The sequence below is a fragment of the Mesorhizobium sp. CNPSo 4671 genome, from assembly GCF_057784245.1.
Window position 1 is genome coordinate 1 of the sequence record NZ_JBWLUW010000036.1, and the last position, 14,170, is coordinate 14,170.

A 14,170-nucleotide genomic window follows, 5' to 3' on the forward strand; every position below is an offset into this window, starting at 1 on the left:
TCTTCGGCCCGCCCCTCTCCGGTTTGTCGTCGCCTGGCCAAATCATCCCTCCCCCGCGGCGACGGACGAGCGCGCCGTCGCCGATTCTGCGTGCTGGCCTAGTATCGCCTATTGATCTACCAATCGATAGGAACAATGTAGAGTTGGTGGCCGGCCCCCTGCTGGCCGCCCTCCATGGCACTTTCGAGGCGATCCGCGATGCTCCGACAAATCTCCGAAGACGTCCGCGTCAATTTGAAGGACCGGTTGCGGGAAGTCCGCGACATCATCCGGCAAAGCCGTCATGACGGCACCGGTGACGCCAGCGTGTTGCGCGAAGCGACCAGCCATCTGCCGCCGTTTCCGGGCAAGGGCATCGAAGGCCTGCTCAGCCATGCCGCCAGCGCCGTCGACGAAGCGCTGTCGATCGCTGAATCCTTTGTCCCGCACGAGCGTCCGATCAAGGTGGACGGCACGACCGTGAAAGGCCTCGGCACCTATTTCCCGGCCGGAAACGAAGACCAGCAGTTGAGCGCCGAGCGCCTGTTCCGGCGCGACATGTACTATCTGACGAAGGCGGTTCTGGCCGAGTTGAAGATCGACAATGCCCGCATTCATGAGGCCGATTTCGCCGCCACGCATGCCACGATGCGCAAGCGCCATGGCGATCTGCTGGCCGCCTTGACCGCACCGGGTATCGGACTGCAGGCAATCGCGGCCACCTGCGCGGCGCTGCTGGTCGAGTTGCTCAACCAGCGTCCGATCCGCTTTGCTGAAACCGCGCCGGAAACGGCCGTGGTTGATGGCCGGGCGCTCGACACAAGCTGCCTGGCGCCGGTTGTTCTGGCCTGCGGGCTGGCGACAACCGGCCGCGACGGCGCGCCGGAGCCGGACATGCTGGAGATCGCGATCCTGGCTGCCGATATCCGCCACGACCGCATTGCGCAGGCCTGCGCCAAGGCAAGCCCGGTCGATGAACTGACACCAGTCTTTGCCACCTTGCTTGCGCATTTGCCGTAAGCTCCAGCGGCTGTTGCGGATCTAGCCCCCCGCAGCCATGGCTGTAATCGTCTTCTTGGCGCGCTGGATCGAGGCCGGGCTCATCGAAAGCTCGGTCAGGCCCATCTCGATGAAGGCCGGGATGAGATCCGGGCGCCCGGCCGCCTCGCCGCACATGCCGACCATGATACCGGCGGCGACGCCGGCTTTGGCCGTCAGCCCGATCGCCATCATGACGGCCGGATTGGTGACGTCGTTGAGCTTCGCGACTGTCGGATTGAGCCGATCAGCGGCCATGATGTACTGGGTCAGGTCATTGGTGCCGATCGAAAAGAATGCCACCTCCTTGGCCAGCGCCGGAGCAATCAGCACCGCGGCCGGGGTTTCGATCATCACGCCGAGATCGAACCTCGAATAAGGCACGCCTTCTGCCTTCAGTTCGGCGGCGCATTCATCGACCAGTGCGCGGGTGCGCGTGACTTCGGAAATATCCGACACCATCGGCAGCATCACCTTGATGTTGCCATGCACGGCCGCCCGCAGCAGCGCCCTGAGCTGGCGCTTGAAGATATCGGGCCGGTCGAGGCACATGCGGATGCCGCGCCAACCGAGGAAGGGGTTCTCCTCGTCGGGAAACTCGATGCCGGCGATCGGCTTGTCGCCGCCGATGTCGAGCGTGCGCACGATGACCGGATAGGGCGCGAAGGCCTTGGCCAGCGCCGCATAGGTCTCGGCCTGCATGTCCTCCGAGGGAAGGTGCATGTGGCGCATGAACAGGAGTTCGGTGCGAAACAGGCCGACGCCCATGGCGCCCGCTTCCTGCGCCGCCTCGATTTCCTCCAGCGAGCCGATATTGGCCGCGACGTCGATCACCTTGCCGTCGGCGCGTTTCGGCGTCACCGTCTTGAAGGCGGTCAAGCCGGCGCGCTCCTTCGCCGCCGCCTCGACGCGGCCGGCGTATTCGGCGCGCGTCGCCGCGTCCGGGTCGAGGATCACATGACCGGTATTGCCGTCGAGCGCCACGTCGCGCGCGGTGCGCAAGGCATTGACCTGGTCGCCAAGGCCCAACACCGCCGGAATGCCGTGCGAGCGGGCGATGATGGCGATATGCGAGGTGGCGCCGCCATGGCCGCAAATGACGCCGCCGATGCGTTTCAGCGGCGCCCGCGCCAGGTCCCAGGCGCCGATGTCGTCGGCGATCAGAATGGCGCCTTCCGGGATGCTTTCGAGACTGACATCGTCCTGACCGAGCAGCACCAGGCAGATCTGCCGCCCGACCGCATGGACATCGTCCGCCCGTGCATTGAGGTAATGATCGTCGACGGCGCTGAAATCGGCGGCGATGGTGGCGGCTGCGGTGATGACGGCCGAGACCGCATCGTTGCCGCCCTGGATCGCTTTCTCGGCCTCGCCGGTCAGGCTGTCGTCAGCAGCGATATCCCTGAGTGCCGCGACGATGCCGCGGTCGCCTGCCGACAGGCTGTCTTGCGCCAGGGCTCGATCCATGCGCGCCTGGACGGCGGCGACGGCGGCGCGGAACCTGTCGATCTCGCCGGCGATCTCGTCAGCCTGCAGCAGGCGGCCTTGTGCGGCGATCTCGGGCGGGAAATGCGCGAAGGCCGGCCCGATCGCGACACCCTCGCTTGCCGCGACACCGCGCAAGCCGTTCGCTTCGCCTGCTACAGCCGGCATGGATTGGGGCGCTGGTGCGGATGCCGGCTGGCCGGCATCATTGGCCGGGCTCTGCGGCTCGGCTTCGTCGTCGAGACCCGCCTTGGGATTCTCAAGATAGCCGATCAGCGCTTCGATCGCCTCGATAGCGTCGGCGCCGTTGGCGCGCACGGTGACTTCCTGGTTTTCCTTGACCGCCAGCAGCATCAGCTTGACGGAACTCTTGGCGCTGACCGCCTTGCCGTCCTTGACCAGTTCGACATCGGATTCGAAACCCTTGGCGAGCTTGACGAAGCGCGTGGCGGGACGAGCGTGCAAACCTTCACGCACTCTGACGATGGTCGAGCGTTCCATGGCAAATACTCTGCTTTTTTAAGCGCCAAAACCAGACGGGCAGCGGCGCGAATGCTTTCAGGCGGCGATGGTGATGATCGCATCCGTCTTCAGGGCGGCCACGAGCGCCTGGGTATCGACCTGCGATGCACAGATCTCGCCCGGCCTCTCGGCCTCGGTGGCGCCGTTGAACGAGATGACGACGTGGCCCATCTCGAGCACCTTGCTCCACGCGCTGGAGCCGACGGCGGTTATAACAGCGGAAACCGGACCAAGGGTGATCGACGCGCCCTTTTGAGGCGCGCCGTCGCTGGGTCCGAGCTCCGTCTTGTGGAGCACCGAAACCTCGGCAAGCTCCGGCGGCGAGCCATCCGCAAACAGGATGACCACGCCCCCTTCGGCAAGATCCGCCACTTCGGGCCCGATGGCAGTGACCCGTGTTCTCAGCAGAACCGTCATATGGCGAACCTCATTTTCAACTTTCCTTAGAGCGGCTCACCGTTTTCACGGAACCGGCGAACCGCTCTATCTCTTTGTTTTGACGCAATTCCGGACGGAAAACCGCTTACACTTTTCCTGGAATTGCTTTTAGAACACGATCAGGCTGACGACCCAGGCGATCAGCACCGAGACCGGGCCCATGATCTGGCGGCTGATGAGCACCGCCGGGACACCGATTTCGATCGTCTTCGGCTTGGCTTCACCGAGCGCCAGGCCGACGGGAACGAAGTCGCAGCCCACCTGCGTATTGTAGGCAAACAGCGCCGGCAGGGCCATCGCCGGTGAAATCGTGCCGTTGGCGATCTGCGGGCCGATAATGGCCACGCCGATGACCTGCGCGATGACGGCGCCTGGCCCGAGGATGGGAGACAGGAACGGCAGGCCGCAAATGGCCGAGATGATCAGCAGGCCGACGATGTTGTTGGCCAGTGGTCCCATCGGCTGGGCGAGCACGTCGCCGATGCCGGTGTACAGGATCAGGCCGATGAGCATGGTCACGAAGGCCATGAACGGCAGCACGTTGCGCACCACCTGGTCGATCGTGCGGCGGCCGGAATTGAAGAAGATGCCGACCACCCGGCCCATGACGCGGCCGATCGAGCTGATCAGGCCGATCAGCCCGCCTTCGCTCGGCAGCGGCTGTGGCGCCGCGGCTGCGTTGTTATTGTTTGAACTCATCGATGCTGCTCCCCCCGCAGTAGTAACCGCCTCGGATCCGTCCGCCATTGTGACGTTGGCCGGCTTCACGCCCGAAACGTAGATGTCCTCGGTGATGAACTGGGCGAGCGGCCCAGCCTGGCCGACCGGCGTCAGATTGACGGTCGGGATGCGCTTGCGCGGATAGACGCCGCAGCGCGCGGTGCCGCCGCAGTCGACGACGACAACCGCCATCTCGCCTTCCACCGGCGGTGCCTTGAAGCCGTCGACAGCCGTGGCCCCGGTCATATCCGCGATAAGCTGGGCCACGGGATGAATGCCGCCGCCGGTGACGGAGACGACCTTGTCACGCTGGCTGGTCGGCTCGATGACGAGCGGGCCGCCCCAGCCGGTGTTGCCCCGGGAGATCTTAACGGCTTTGAATGTCTTGGCCATGATGTCCTCCCGCCCTTACAGCTCGACGCCCTGGCGGCGTGCCATGATCATGGTGATGCGCTCGGTCAGCATGCCCTTGAGCAGGATGACGACGAGGCCGACAATGGCGTACCAGATCGCCACCTTGACGTGGTAACCGGCGACGACAACGCCCTTCTTCTCAAGCTCGAGCAGAGCCACAAGAATGCCGCCCCAGACGAAATATTCGCCGGGATTGATGTGCGGAAACAGGCCAAGTGGCGGATGCACGTAGGACACGGCCGCGTCGTAGAAGGCCGGCTTGTGCTTTTCTTCCAGGAACGATCCGAACGTGTAGGCCATCGGATTGGTGAGGAAGAACACCGCCAGCAGCGGCAGCAGCGTGTAGCGGGTCAAGGCAATCCTGCCGGCGCCGCGCGCCAGGCCGTGCACGCGCTCCTCGCCGACCAGTTCGGTGACGGCGTAGAAGGCGGTCATCAGCACCACCAGTGTCGGAATGATGCCGGTGACGAAGCCGGCGAACACTTCGCCGCCCTTCTGGAAGATGCCGATGAAGTACTTGCCGATGGCGGTCAGCCAGCCGAGTTGCTCTTCCTGCTGGACTTCCTTCAGCTTTTCCTTGAACTGATCGACGGTGATCGGTCCGCTGTCTGCTTGCGCCAGGACAACGAGATGGTCGGAAGCATGCTCGACGGCGAGCTTGCCATGCAATGCAGCATCCGAGACCATGGCACCTGCGACATGCAGATTGTGCACGGCCATGTCGGCATGCTGCGCCAACAACGAAAATACAGACATTTCTCCTCCTTATGCCGCCCGCCGGTTATCCCAGTCGGTGCGCGGCGTCCTCTAAGCCCTTGCTACGTTCAAGCCGGCCAGGCCCGGCTTCTTCCCCGGCTCCGACCGTGCTTTGTCGATCTGTTCGATCGCCCGCTTCACGGCCTCGGCCACACCGGGTTCCCCCTCCCCCATGATCGCAGGGTTGGACCGGAGTCGATCGAGGGCAACACCCTCGAATTCTTGATGTCTTTTGAACTTGGTGAAAACGGACCGGCCGCTCATCACCATCAGGCGGCGCACGATCAGGTCGGGCGTCACCACGACGAGCGCGATGGTGCCCTTGGCCAGTCGGCCGCGAAAATTCCCGGCTCCGACGAAGCCGTCCTTGTACTGGTCGGTGACGCCCCGAAAAACATCCGAATAGTGCCGCATCTGCAGCCAGACGCCGAGCGACTGCAGCGCCCACACAATAACCAGCAGAAGCAGTCCCCACTGCCAAATCGCCATTCGGTTCTCCTCCCGAAGCCTCCGTTGAGACGTACCTTGGACTGGCACGAGACAACAGCAAAGTGAGAACATTTGTTTCCGCGAATGTCAATATGTATGATATTGGCCTCTACCACGCCATCCACAGGTCGTCTGCCGATTTCGGCGGCGGCATGGCTGTGCTAGCCTGTCAGCAAACGGGATGCATGCAATGGAACTGCCCTTCAGGGATGAACTGGCCCTAATGCCCGACCTGCGCCACCGCCTGCGGCAGCTGCGTTGGTTCCGCGCCACTTTCCGCGGCAGCGCCAAGGTGGTTTCGGACACGTTCGGCGTGCGTTTCGAGATCGACGAAGCGAAGCTGACAAGGGCTTTTCTCGACTGGGTCGAGATCATGGAAGCGCAGAAGCGCTTCGCCGCGATAGACCGCGCCGACTTCATCGTCTTCGCCGCCGGCCTCGTGCTGCGCGAGCTGATCAAGCAGGCGCCGGCCCGGGAAATCTCCGGCCTCGCCGAGCTCATCGAAACGGATCAGAATGCCGGCACGCTCGAAATCATCCGCTTCTGGCCGGAAGGCTTCCTCTACACCAACTACTGCGTCTCGGTGATTTCGGCGATCTACGAGCAGGAATTCGGCAAGGCGCCCAGCATCGACAAATGTGCCGACGATTTGCGCACCTGGTGGTCCTATCGCGAAAATGTGACCGAGATGCCGGCCTACGCGGTGGCTTTCCTCGACCGCTTCCTCGGCGCGGAGCCGAACTGGATCACACCGGACCGTGCACAGTCCCGACAAGCCATGCAAAGGGCGCTCGGGTCCACGCGCGCAACCGATGCACTCCGCCAGCTTTGACTGCCACTATTTCACGCCCAAAAAGCGCTCGATACATCGTACTATTGAACATTTGACTTTTTGCCGATAGCGATGTGCGAAGTTTGACTTGAGGAGACAAGCGCGTGGCGCGACCAAGGCCTATCATTTTCGATTGCGACGGCGTTCTCGTCGACAGCGAGCCGCTGGCCGCCAGGGCCTATGAGCGCGTCTATGAAAAGCACGGCATGCCGGGTGTTCATGGAGGCATCATCGCCCAATGCGTCGGCATGAAGCAGTCCGACATCATCGTCAGGATCAGGGAATTGACCGGCCACCAGTTTCCGGCGGCGGCAGACGGCGACATCTGGGCCGAGACCAAGGTTCTGTTCACCGAGGAATTGACGCCGACGCCGGGCATCGCCGCATTTCTGGAAACGCTTGAAGGCGGCCGCTGCGTCGCCTCGTCATCCTCGGTCGAGCGCATCAACCACAGCCTTGCCGTCACCGGGCTGGCGCATTTCTTCGGCGAGGCGATCTACAGCTCCTCGATGGTCAAGAACGGCAAGCCGGCGCCCGACATCTTCCTGTTCGCCGCCGCCAGGATGGGCGCCAACCCGGCCGACTGCATCGTCATCGAGGATTCACCCTTCGGCATCCAGGGCGCGGTCGCCGCCGGAATGACGGCGATCGGCTACATCGGTGGCGGCCACACCTATACCGAGCATGCCGCGCGGCTGATGGCGGCCGGCGCCGATTTCGTCTGCGCCGATTGGCAAGACGTTAGCCGGCAATTGGCCGGGCTCGGCGTACCGGCGTAGGCGCTAGAGAGGCCGCGGCCATTCGCTGCGTGGGATCTCAGCGCCGACACGGAAGTCGAGCGACAAGACCCTCGTCGCATCGGTGTCGACCTCGCACCGGAAGCTCAGATGGTACCATGTCGTTGTCGTGCTGAAAGCGACGTCCGGAGCGTAAATTATGTTGCCCCCCTTCAACGGAACTTTCGGCCACTGAATAGGAAAATAGGAGCCTTCCACCAGTTGCTGTTGCAACTCGCTGGCGCAAAGTAGAGAAGCACGCTCATTGCGAGGCACGCCGCCCATCGAAGTCGTGGCCAGCGCATCGCCGGTTGCGCCTTGCGAATAGAGCCTGCGAACACGCGGAAGGCCCGAACCGTTCCGCGATGCAGACTTCGAGACCTTTGAAGGGCTGGACTTAGGCGCATTTGCCGGTTTGGGCTTTGGCGCCTCGGCCGATGTGGGAAGCTCGATCTCGCCGTCGCCGCCATCAGCAGCCAAAGGCGCTGGTGCCGTGCCCTGCTGCTTGCTTACGTCGAGCGCCGCCTGGTTCTCCGCATCCTGTGTCTGCTTGGCGTCCGTCGTCGCCCGCTGCTCGGCGTCTGGCGGCGTGGCAGGCGGGTTTTCCGCAAGATTCGGCACGACAGGCGGCTTTGAACCGTCATCCTTGGCCGGCGCCGGCGAACTGTCCTGGGCGCTGGCCCCATCCAGAGATTTCCTCGGGCCGGTATCCTTGTCGCCGAACTGAAAAACCGGCTTCAGGACCTCGACTGGCGGTGGCTTCTGCGTCTGCTTTTCCGACGGAGGTGGTTTTTCAACTTTCTGCTCAGGCGGCTTTTCTACTTTCGGTTCCGGTGGCTTTGGCGGAGGCACGGGAGCAAGTTTCGGCTTCGGCTGATCGGGCGGAGGTACGAGCGCGACATTGACCGGCTGCTCCTCCTGCGGCTGTTGGGGAGGAATCGGCAGGCCATATATCAGGAGCGCGGCGACAAGCACGTGCAGGATCAGCGATGCGGGAATGCCCCACAGCAGATACCGACGCCGTTCTCCCGTCTCGTCCTTCATCCCGCCCGATGTGGAATGAAATAGCGGCGGCTTCAAGCACAGGCGTTGGATTTGCGCAAACAAGCCGCTGACAGCTTGGTGATCTGGATCACCACACCCAGGGCTGCGCGACCAAGGCGCTGGGCGACTCATGGCGCCGTGCCGGCCTAATTCAGCGGATACTTAGTGAATCCACGGCTGGCCCATTCGCCGGGCGGGATCAATGACCCAACACGGAAATTGAAGGACAGGACCCTCGTCGCATCGGCGTCGACCTCGCACCGGAAGTTCAGATTGTACCATTGGGTTCTTGTGCTGAAGGCGGCCTGCGGAGGGTTAAGAACGTTGCCCAGCTTCAGCGGAATGGTCGGCACCCATTTGGGTGTATAATCGGCACCTTGCAATTCTTGGTCCAGAACGTTGCCGCACAGGTTGGCAACGCGCTGATCGCGCGGCACGTTGTCCATGGAGCTTGTGGCGAACGCATCGCCGGTTGCTCCCTGCGAGTAAAGCTTCCTGACGCCCGGAAGGCCGGAATAGATCGGCGATCCCGCAACCTCGTTGTTGGTGGGACTTGACCTTCCTGCCTTCCCGCGCGGGGCTTTGAAGGCCCCTGCGGATTTGAACTTCATCGGCTTTGCAGGTTTAGGCTTTGCCTTTTCGGCAGGGGGTGGCGGTGCAGGCTTGCCGCCGGCCTCGGCAGCCAATGGCTTTGGCACCGCTTGCATCTCGTCGGTTTGCGGCGCCGCTTCCTGTTTTTCCGGCTGCTGTTTGTCAGTATCCTCAGTCGCCTGCTTCTCCTCGCTTTGCGCGGGTTTTTCGTCCGGCGCGGCGGTTGCCGGCTTCTCGTCAGGTTTGCTGGGCTCTGTCTGCTGCTGTGGCGTTGCAGTCGGAACGGACTGGCTCGGCGCCGGCTTCGGTTCGACCCGCGGCTTGGTAGCCTGCTTGGCCGGCGACGGCGCATTGGCTTGAGCACTGCCACCGTCGAGAGATTTCTCGGGCCCGGTATCCTTCTCGCCATATTGGAAAACGGGCTTCAGAACGGGAATGTTCACCGGCTTAGGTGGCTGCTCGGGCGGCTTTTCAACCTTCTGTTCTGGTGGCTTTTCGGCTTCCTTTGGCGGCGGCGGAGGAACAGGTTTCGGCTTTGGCTGATCGGGTGGAGGCACGATCTCGACATTGACCGGCTGCTCCTCCTGCGGCTGCTGGGGAGGCGTGGGTATACCGTATAACAGGAGAGCCACGACAAGCACGTGCAGGATCAGCGATGCGGGGATGCCCCACAACAGATTCCGACGCCGTTCTCCTGTCTCGCCCTTCATCCCCACCGATGTGGAATGAAATAACGGCGGCTTCAAGCATAGGCACGGGATTGGCACGGTTTAGCCGCTGACACCTTGGTGATCGGACCACCAAACAGGGCCGTGTTCATGGCGCGCAACTCAAAGCGGCCAAGCAGATCGAGCATCATCACACGGCTGTCGCTGCGGCCGGGATCAGCCACCCGGACTGTATCCGCAGTCGTGCCTGGGCCCCCCTCTCCAGCAAGACGGGGTCAGGCTGCTCGAAATGCAAGGTGAGATCGGGGCCGGCGGCTGGCGTGAATTCGATTCGCGCCGCACCGCCCTGATAGATCACCCGCTTGACGAGGCCATCGAGGCCCACACCATCCGGCGACACATCGAGGTCGGCCGACCGGCAACAGATCTTCGCGCCCGCGCGCGGCCGGTCGCCAAGGCGGCATCGGACCACCAGCTCGGTTCCGAGAACCCTCACTTTGCAATGGCCGCCTTCTTCTCCCGTCAAGACATCGGCTGGCAGCAGCACGCCCTGCGAGATGAAGGACGCCACCATCTCATTTGCCGGCTCATGATAGAGTTCGCGCGGCGTCGCCAGCTGCGCCAGGCGGCCATGGTCCATCACCGCGATGCGGTCGGCCAGCGCCATCGCCTCGGCCTGATCATGGGTGATGTAGACGATGGTCGTGCCGGTGCGCTTGTGGAAGGCCGCGAACTCGTCCTCCATCGAGGCCCTGAGATGCACGTCGAGATTGGCGAGCGGCTCGTCGAACAGCACAAGCGACGGCGCGGCGACAAGGCAACGCGCCAGCGCGACGCGTTGGCGCTGGCCGCCGGAAAGATTGGCCGGCCTGCGCTCGCCCAGCCCCTGCAGATTGACCAAGGCAAGCGCATCCTCGACCTTCCGGCGCGCGACCGCCTTGTCGAGCTTGGCCACCTTCAGCGAATAGCCGATATTCTCGGCCACCGTCATATGCGGCCACAGCGCATAGTTCTGGAAGACGATGCCGACGCGCCGCTTTTCCGGCGCGACGCTGCCGCCGCTGTTCGACATGACCTCGCTGCCGATGCGGATTTCGCCTGACGTGACTTTATCGAAGCCGGCAATGAGCCTGAGCAACGTCGTCTTGCCGCAGCCGGAAGGTCCGAGCACCGCCAGGAACTCGCCGTCGGCGACGTCGATCGAGACGTCCTTGACCGCATCGAAGTCGGCGAAGCTCTTGGTCACATGGTCCAGGGTCAGTCGCGCCACGGCAGCACTCCACTGGGAAGGTAGGGGGCAAGCAGATTGGTCACCAGCATCAGCGCGAAGGTGACCGTAACCGTGATGACCGACATCGCCGCCGCGTAGTTGGAATCGCCGCCCTGCTCGAAGGAAAACATGACCACGCCAATGGTTTCCGAGCCCGAAGACCACAACAGCGCCGAGACAGTGAGTTCGCTGAGCGCCGTCATGAAGATCAGCAGGCCACCAGCGATCGCCGCCGGCGCAACCAGTGGAAAGATGATGGTGCGCATGCGCGTGAACAGACCGGCGCCCGCCACTTGGGCTGCTTCCTCCAGCGTCCGGTCGATCTGGTGATAACCGCTGATGGTCGGCCGCAGCGCCAGCACCAGGAAGCGGGTGAGGTAGGCGTAGAGGATGATCCAGACCGTGTTGTAGAGCTGGATGCCGGTCAACGGGATCGGCCGCAGGAACAAGAGCAGCGAGGCGATCGCCAGCACCACGCCCGGCAAGGCATAGGGCAGTTCGACCGACAGATTGAGCAACCGCACCCAGCGCTGCTTGCCCCAGGCGATGAGATAGCCAACGGGCACGGCGACGACGACCGCGAAGAAGGCGGTGGCGATCGACAGCCCGAAACTGTTGAAGAAGGCGCGGTTGGCGGCATCGTGCTCGAACAGCACGAAGCGGTAATTATCGAGCGTCGCCGTCTTTGCGGTGAGCGCGATGCCATAGCCGGGTACAAGCGATGTCAGCACCAGCCCGAACAGCGGCAGGAATAGCACTAGGATGATCAGAAGCCACATGGCGGCCTGGACGACAGGCCGCCAGCGGCCGAGCTCATAGGGTTCAGCCGGCAGCGATGTCGAAGAGATGCGGTAGTCGCGGCGGCGACTCATCACTTCCTGGGCAAGGATGCCGGCCATGGCGATGACGCCGATCAGCACCGACAGGAACGCGGTCTCGCCGAGCACGGCCGGACCGCCGCCGGCCAGCTTCTGATAGATGAGCGTCGGCAGCACCAGATAGTTGGCGGGGTGCCGAGAAAGGCCGGAATGCCGAAATTGCCGACACAGGAGACGAAAGCCAGTGCGGCCGCCGCCATGATCGAGGGCGTCATCAAGGGCAGAACGATGGTGACCAGCACGGTGAACCAGCCGGCACCGCCGGCGCGCGCGGCCTCGACCAGTTCGCGCGGCAGCTTGCGCAGCCCGGCCCGCACCAGCAGGAAGACCAGCGGGCCATATTGCACGCCGAGCAGCAGGATGATGCCCGAGGTCGAATAGAGCGGGTTCTTCGTGCCGAGCGGCGGTGCCGCGCCAAACAGCTTGAGGAAAGGGCTTGCCGGACCGAACAATTGCAGCCAGGCCAGCGCCGTAACCTGCGGCGCGATCATCAGCGGCATGACGTAGCACAGCACCAAAGCGCTGCGGCCGCGTATGTCGGTCAGCGAGACCAGCACCGCCACCAGCGTTCCCGACAGCACGGCAAGCAAGGTGCCGCCAATGCCGACGACCAGCGTATGCCATGTCGCGATCCACGTCGCCGGGCTTCTCAAGCCCGCCTCCACGGCCATGGTCGACAGCGTGCCGCCGGGTGCCACGATCTCCTTGATGAGGCGCAGCATGGGCAGCAGCGAAAGCAGCACAATGACGACGGCTACCGCCGCCGTCAGGGCCATTTCCTGGCTCCGGCTTTCCCTGATGCGTGTCGGCATGATTGCGCGTCCTGGGATCGGTGCGGTCGGGATGCCGATCGGCATCCCGCCGCAATTGCCGGCTCAACCGCCGAACAGTTCCTGGAACTTCGCCTTGTCGGCGTCGGTCTTGGCGACGATCGCCTTGGTGTCGAACGGCATCACCTTGACCTTGACGCCTTCCGGCAGCCAGTCGGGGCGGCCGATCGAGGTGCGCGCCGGCAGATAGCCCATGGACAGCGCCAGCTTCTGGCCTTCATCGGACAGAATGAAATCGACGAACTTCTTGGCGCCGTCGACATTTCTAGCGGTCTTCATGATGGCGACGGGTTCTGTCACGGCGGGCACGCCCTCGCTCGGGAACACGAACTCGACAGGCGAGCCTTTCTTCTTGGCGTTCATCGCCATGAAGTCGACGAGGATGCCATAGGGCTTCTCGCCCGATGCCACCGACTTCAGCACCGCGCCGTTGCCGCGCACGCTGACGGTGTTGTTGGTCTTCAGCCTCTGGAAGAAATCCCAGCCATAGTTGGTATCGCCGGCAAAACCGGAAAGCAGATAGGCGGCGGCACCCGAATAGAGCGGGCTCGGCATGACCAGGCCATCGGCATAGGCGGGCTTGGCCAGATCGGCCCAATGCTCAGGCTTTTGCGTGGCCGCGGTGTTGTAGACGATGCCGGTGGTGATCAGCTTGCTGCCGAAATAGGTCTTGCCGGCGTCATAGGCATCCGCCTCGATGCCCTCGAGCTTGGCTTCGGGATAGGGCAGCAGCCGGTCGTCCTTCTTCAACAGCTCCATCGAGACCGCATCGGCGATCAAGAGCACGTCGGGCTGCGGGCTGCCCGCAGCGAACTCGGCCGCCATCTTGGTCAGGATGTCGCTGGTTCCGGAGCGATAGATGGTCACATCGATGCCGGGCTGCGCCTTCTTGAAGGCGTCCACGGTCTTGGCCGCATCAGCTTCCGGCTGCGATGTGTAGAGCGTCAGAGTTTCGGCGTTTGCCACGTCGGCAAACAAAGTTGCCGCGAGCGCCAGCTGGCTGGCCAGCAGCTTGATGAGTAGCGTCTTCATGAGACCTCCTGTCTTGTCCGTGCATGAGCGGTCCGGTGTTGTGGCCGGTTCCCGTCCCCTCCCTGCACGGCGCGTATGACTGGTGGATGACAGCGCACATGCGCGATCAGATCAAGCGACAGCCTGGCATGAAATGCTCTCGCGGCACGACAAGAGGGGCCTGCGGAAGTGACCTTCCGCAAGCCTCATGACCATTGTGGCCGCTGGCGCAACTGGCGCCCGGAACTATGCTTTCCCGACCCGTCAAAGACGCCTTGATCTAGACCAGCATGCCCATCGGGTTCTCGATGAGCCGCTTGAAGGCGACCAGCAGTTCGGCGCCGAGCGCTCCGTCGACGGCGCGATGGTCGGTCGACAAGGTCACCGACATGACAGTCGCGATTTTGATCTCGCCATTCTTGACCACCG

General features: G+C 63.4%; 13 protein-coding genes and 1 pseudogene. 3 read left to right on the top strand and 11 right to left on the bottom strand.

All coding sequences use genetic code 11. The features are described from left to right. The first annotated feature begins 198 nt into the window (after window positions 1–198). On the top strand, window positions 199–999 hold the full coding sequence (locus AC04SF_RS36765) for a hypothetical protein (RefSeq protein WP_488481793.1): 801 nt from the start codon (window positions 199–201) through the stop codon (window positions 997–999). Between the two features lie 21 nt (window positions 1,000–1,020). Here the strand turns inward: AC04SF_RS36765 and ptsP are convergent, their stop codons facing one another. From ptsP to AC04SF_RS36790, 5 genes are all read right to left on the bottom strand, one after another. Further along, window positions 1,021–3,003, bottom strand: a complete 1,983-nt coding sequence (gene ptsP, locus AC04SF_RS36770) for a phosphoenolpyruvate--protein phosphotransferase (protein ID WP_488481794.1) — start codon at window positions 3,001–3,003, stop codon at window positions 1,021–1,023. Window positions 3,004–3,060: 57 nt separating this feature from the next. Beyond that, window positions 3,061–3,441: a PTS glucitol/sorbitol transporter subunit IIA gene (locus tag AC04SF_RS36775; RefSeq protein WP_477223287.1), complete on the bottom strand. Its 381-nt coding sequence runs from the start codon at window positions 3,439–3,441 to the stop codon at window positions 3,061–3,063. A 129-nt stretch (window positions 3,442–3,570) separates the two neighbouring features. Then, window positions 3,571–4,575: a PTS glucitol/sorbitol transporter subunit IIB gene (srlE, locus tag AC04SF_RS36780; RefSeq protein WP_095201368.1), complete on the bottom strand. Its 1,005-nt coding sequence runs from the start codon at window positions 4,573–4,575 to the stop codon at window positions 3,571–3,573. Window positions 4,576–4,590: 15 nt separating this feature from the next. Next, window positions 4,591–5,352: a PTS glucitol/sorbitol transporter subunit IIC gene (gene srlA, locus AC04SF_RS36785; protein WP_095201367.1), complete on the bottom strand. Its 762-nt coding sequence runs from the start codon at window positions 5,350–5,352 to the stop codon at window positions 4,591–4,593. 51 nt (window positions 5,353–5,403) lie between these two features. Continuing rightward, window positions 5,404–5,841: a transcriptional regulator GutM gene (locus tag AC04SF_RS36790; RefSeq protein WP_488481795.1), complete on the bottom strand. Its 438-nt coding sequence runs from the start codon at window positions 5,839–5,841 to the stop codon at window positions 5,404–5,406. A 190-nt stretch (window positions 5,842–6,031) separates the two neighbouring features. On the opposite strand from AC04SF_RS36790, the gene AC04SF_RS36795 reads away from it, so the two are divergent. Together AC04SF_RS36795 and AC04SF_RS36800 are read left to right on the top strand one after the other, a co-directional pair. Then, window positions 6,032–6,673: a hypothetical protein gene (locus AC04SF_RS36795; protein WP_488481796.1), complete on the top strand. Its 642-nt coding sequence runs from the start codon at window positions 6,032–6,034 to the stop codon at window positions 6,671–6,673. Window positions 6,674–6,777: 104 nt separating this feature from the next. Then, window positions 6,778–7,452: an HAD family hydrolase gene (locus AC04SF_RS36800; RefSeq protein WP_488481797.1), complete on the top strand. Its 675-nt coding sequence runs from the start codon at window positions 6,778–6,780 to the stop codon at window positions 7,450–7,452. Between the two features lie 3 nt (window positions 7,453–7,455). On the opposite strand, the gene AC04SF_RS36805 is transcribed toward AC04SF_RS36800, so the two are convergent. From AC04SF_RS36805 to AC04SF_RS36830, 6 genes and pseudogenes are all read right to left on the bottom strand, one after another. Beyond that, on the bottom strand, window positions 7,456–8,493 hold the full coding sequence (locus AC04SF_RS36805; RefSeq protein WP_488481798.1) for a DUF930 domain-containing protein: 1,038 nt from the start codon (window positions 8,491–8,493) through the stop codon (window positions 7,456–7,458). Window positions 8,494–8,639: 146 nt separating this feature from the next. Continuing rightward, a complete protein-coding gene (locus tag AC04SF_RS36810; RefSeq protein WP_488481801.1) occupies window positions 8,640–9,794 on the bottom strand; it encodes a DUF930 domain-containing protein in 1,155 nt (384 codons plus the stop codon). A gap of 148 nt (window positions 9,795–9,942) precedes the next feature. After that, window positions 9,943–11,022 carry an ABC transporter ATP-binding protein gene (locus tag AC04SF_RS36815; protein ID WP_488481799.1) on the bottom strand — a complete coding sequence of 360 codons (1,080 nt, stop codon included), beginning with the start codon at window positions 11,020–11,022 and terminating at the stop codon, window positions 9,943–9,945. After that, window positions 11,010–12,712, bottom strand: a pseudogene (locus AC04SF_RS36820) (ABC transporter permease). The gene AC04SF_RS36815 and the pseudogene AC04SF_RS36820 overlap by 13 nt, the downstream one beginning before the upstream one ends. Before the next feature lie 63 nt (window positions 12,713–12,775). Further along, window positions 12,776–13,762 carry an ABC transporter substrate-binding protein gene (locus tag AC04SF_RS36825; RefSeq protein WP_488481800.1) on the bottom strand — a complete coding sequence of 329 codons (987 nt, stop codon included), beginning with the start codon at window positions 13,760–13,762 and terminating at the stop codon, window positions 12,776–12,778. Between the two features lie 259 nt (window positions 13,763–14,021). Next, a partial coding sequence (locus AC04SF_RS36830; protein WP_441940751.1) for a 2-oxo acid dehydrogenase subunit E2 occupies window positions 14,022–14,170 on the bottom strand: 149 nt, incomplete at its 5' end.

What these genes read in the sequence shown, in the direction of transcription:
- AC04SF_RS36825 (WP_488481800.1), bottom strand. Translation starts at nt 13,762, where the DNA reads ATGAAGACGCTACTCATCAAGCTGCTGGCCAGCCAGCTGGCGCTCGCG.
- AC04SF_RS36805 (WP_488481798.1), bottom strand. Translation starts at nt 8,493, where the DNA reads ATGAAGGACGAGACGGGAGAACGGCGTCGGTATCTGCTGTGGGGCATT.
- AC04SF_RS36765 (WP_488481793.1), top strand. Translation starts at nt 199, where the DNA reads ATGCTCCGACAAATCTCCGAAGACGTCCGCGTCAATTTGAAGGACCGG.
- srlE (WP_095201368.1), bottom strand. Translation starts at nt 4,575, where the DNA reads ATGGCCAAGACATTCAAAGCCGTTAAGATCTCCCGGGGCAACACCGGC.
- AC04SF_RS36775 (WP_477223287.1), bottom strand. Translation starts at nt 3,441, where the DNA reads ATGACGGTTCTGCTGAGAACACGGGTCACTGCCATCGGGCCCGAAGTG.
- AC04SF_RS36810 (WP_488481801.1), bottom strand. Translation starts at nt 9,794, where the DNA reads ATGAAGGGCGAGACAGGAGAACGGCGTCGGAATCTGTTGTGGGGCATC.
- AC04SF_RS36795 (WP_488481796.1), top strand. Translation starts at nt 6,032, where the DNA reads ATGGAACTGCCCTTCAGGGATGAACTGGCCCTAATGCCCGACCTGCGC.
- AC04SF_RS36790 (WP_488481795.1), bottom strand. Translation starts at nt 5,841, where the DNA reads ATGGCGATTTGGCAGTGGGGACTGCTTCTGCTGGTTATTGTGTGGGCG.
- ptsP (WP_488481794.1), bottom strand. Translation starts at nt 3,003, where the DNA reads ATGGAACGCTCGACCATCGTCAGAGTGCGTGAAGGTTTGCACGCTCGT.
- srlA (WP_095201367.1), bottom strand. Translation starts at nt 5,352, where the DNA reads ATGTCTGTATTTTCGTTGTTGGCGCAGCATGCCGACATGGCCGTGCAC.